The sequence below is a fragment of the Fructobacillus tropaeoli genome, assembly GCF_001047135.2.
Lineage (GTDB): Bacteria > Bacillota > Bacilli > Lactobacillales > Lactobacillaceae > Fructobacillus > Fructobacillus tropaeoli.
Genome location: NZ_DF968103.1, coordinates 1 through 2,674, shown reverse-complemented (window position 1 = coordinate 2,674; position 2,674 = coordinate 1). Strand labels below are relative to the sequence as shown.

The window sequence follows — 2,674 nt, the reverse complement described above, 5'->3', positions numbered from 1 at the left end:
AGCTAAACCAGTATCGTGATTTGTCGAATTTGACGGATGCGTTAAATCAACAAGAGGGAACGGCTAATGTTCAAGAAGAGTTTTTCACAATAGAGCCATATCAATATACCTTTAAAGATTATTGTTACTTGACGATGCGGGCCTTATTTTGGCCAATTAAAATCATCGGTCTAATGCTTTATTGGGCTTTCTTGGCGATATGCTGGATCATTACAATCTTAGCCATGATACCTGGCTTGATTATTGGCGCACTTGCTTTTCTTTTTATGGCAGCCGTTGGCTTTGTCATTATTTTAGTAATTTTCAACTGGATTACGACCGGTGTTGCGCCTTCACTTTAAATTAGGAGTTAAAACGTTATGACAAATATTTTCAATAAAATCGCCAACAGTTCTTCAAAGGTGAAGTGGCTGATTGGTGGTGGGACTGTGCTAGTTGTTGTCTTAGTCGCTGGCGGCATTGCCATGGCTAGCAGTCACAAGTCTTCTACAAGTACCACACAGACTAAGTCTGAAAAAGCGCATCATAGTACTTCGACTAAGAAAACCGAAGCAACACAGAAATCTGATGATGGACAAGGGAATCAAACAGCGTCTGATAATCAAAAAGATAACGCTGATCAAGGTAGCCAAGGGGCAACTTCATCTGATAACAAGAATGATGCCAAGCCAAGTAATAACGCTGCCGCGTCTACTGGCAATAGCAATATCTCTAGTGACTCTTACCAGGCCCCAACAGCAAGTACCAGTGGCAGTGGCCAAGGAAGTAGCGCACCTGCAGCTAAAACTTATCAAGCACCTGCCTCATCTGGAAACGGCGGCAGTTCATACCAAGCACCGTCACAGCCAGTTGCTAGTGCACCGGCAAGTCAACCAACGACGCCTTCGCAACCTGCACCGAATAGTGCAAAGCAAGCTCAACCAACGCCGTCAACACCAGCACGTACTTTTACGGGTTGGGTTCAAAATGAAAAAGGCACTGTTATCTGGAAGAAATCTGACTTTTCATCCATGAAGGAAGCATTTAATACTGCCGCTAAGTACATGGATGATCATGTATGGGATCAAGGCGATATGACACCAGATAGTTACGGTGCATATTAAAAATATTTTATTTTATGATTTAAAGGACACTTTTATTGGTGTCCTTTTTTATTGATTTGAAAGGAACTTTGATGGAAAATATTAAATCACATCAACATTATAAGTTGTATAAGTCTGGAAAATTCTGGGTTACCGCCATGGTGTCAGCTCTTTTCTTAGCAACAATGGGGGCGACAAATGGACATCATGTTCACGCTGATGAACTACCAGCCGATGGTCGAGTATCTTTTGCCAGTCCTGACCCAATTAAAGGCCATATTACGTTTTCAAACGGACGAGTTGACCCTGTTTTAAATATCCGTGTAAATGATCAAGTGGTCTTTTGTATTAACCCATTCGCTCACTTAAGAGGCGGTGAGTACGCTTCTTCGGCTCAGGGGCAACAGGATCTAACCGCCTCATATTGGAAATCGTTGACAAAGCAACAACAAAACCTGATTAACAATGCCGCTTATTTAGCGCAAGCACAAGGAGCTGCCACAGATAGTGAAACATACTTTGCCGGTCAATTGGTCGTCTGGTCATTGATTGCTGGGCAGAATGGTATTCCAGGAGTTATGAATGGCTCGGACAAAATTGATTCAAGCGACTTGCATAATGCAATCGGTGCGACAATCACTGGGTGGGATTCTAATGTTGTTAGCTCTGGGGCGATTGACAAAGCTGAACAGATTTTGCAAAACGCTGCAGCGATGGGCCAACGCCCTGACTTTTCACCCGCGCCATTGAACATTTTGGCTGGCCAATCTGCCACAGTAGCGGATAAAAATGGTGTGTTGCAGAACTTTAAACATGTTTCTGGTACTAATGGTATTTCTGCCACAGCCAGTGGAAATTATTTGACTGTATCTGCCAATGATACTGCAACGTCTGGAAATGTAAAATTAGTAAATACGAACACTAGGGACGACTCAGAACAGCCATATTATATCTATGGAACGTATGAAGGGAACGATTTATCCAATCCCCTGCAACCAGTATTTGCAGCTAAGGACCCAAGTCGTAATTTGGCAGAACTACAAGTTAATGTCAAAAAAGCCAACTTGAAAATTGATAAGTCGATTTTAAAGAATGGTGGGATTACAACCAAAGACCTTACAAATGGGAACTATTCATTGTCTGGTAATGTCTTTGAAGTGCATAAGGACACCGCAGATGGTGAGGTCGTAGCAACCGTTACAACTGATGCTAATGGTGATGCCGAAACCGGTAACATTCTGGCAGCTGGTAAGTATGTGGTGACTGAAAAGCAAGCCAGCCAGGGCTTGGCTCGTACCTTCAATCCAGTGACCGTTAATGTGGACTCGGTTGACAATTTGGATGTAAAAGCCTCTGGCTCAAATTCGGAAGTTACCGGTGGCATTACCATTCAAAAGACGGGTGCCGAAACAGGCACTCAAATGTGGAACGACAACTATTCCCTAGCTGGCAATATCTTTAAGATTCATAAGGACTCGATCAATGGTGAAGTCGTTGATACAGTCACTACCAATGATAAAGGACAGGCACAGACCAAGACAGACTTGCCTCTTGGACACTATGTCGTGGAAGAGGTCCAAGCTTCTAAGGGC

The 2,674-nt window shown here is 43.2% G+C and carries 3 protein-coding genes; all 3 read left to right on the top strand.

Translation table 11 applies throughout. From position 1 onward, the window contains the following. A partial coding sequence (locus AOQ32_RS08900) for a hypothetical protein (protein ID WP_199504900.1) occupies positions 1-341 on the top strand: 341 nt, incomplete at its 5' end. Positions 342-359: 18 nt separating this feature from the next. Further along, a complete protein-coding gene (locus tag AOQ32_RS07920) occupies positions 360-1,103 on the top strand; it encodes a hypothetical protein (protein WP_059394351.1) in 744 nt (247 codons plus the stop codon). 71 nt (positions 1,104-1,174) lie between these two features. Further along, a partial coding sequence (locus tag AOQ32_RS07915; protein WP_148666537.1) for a SpaA isopeptide-forming pilin-related protein occupies positions 1,175-2,674 on the top strand: 1,500 nt, incomplete at its 3' end.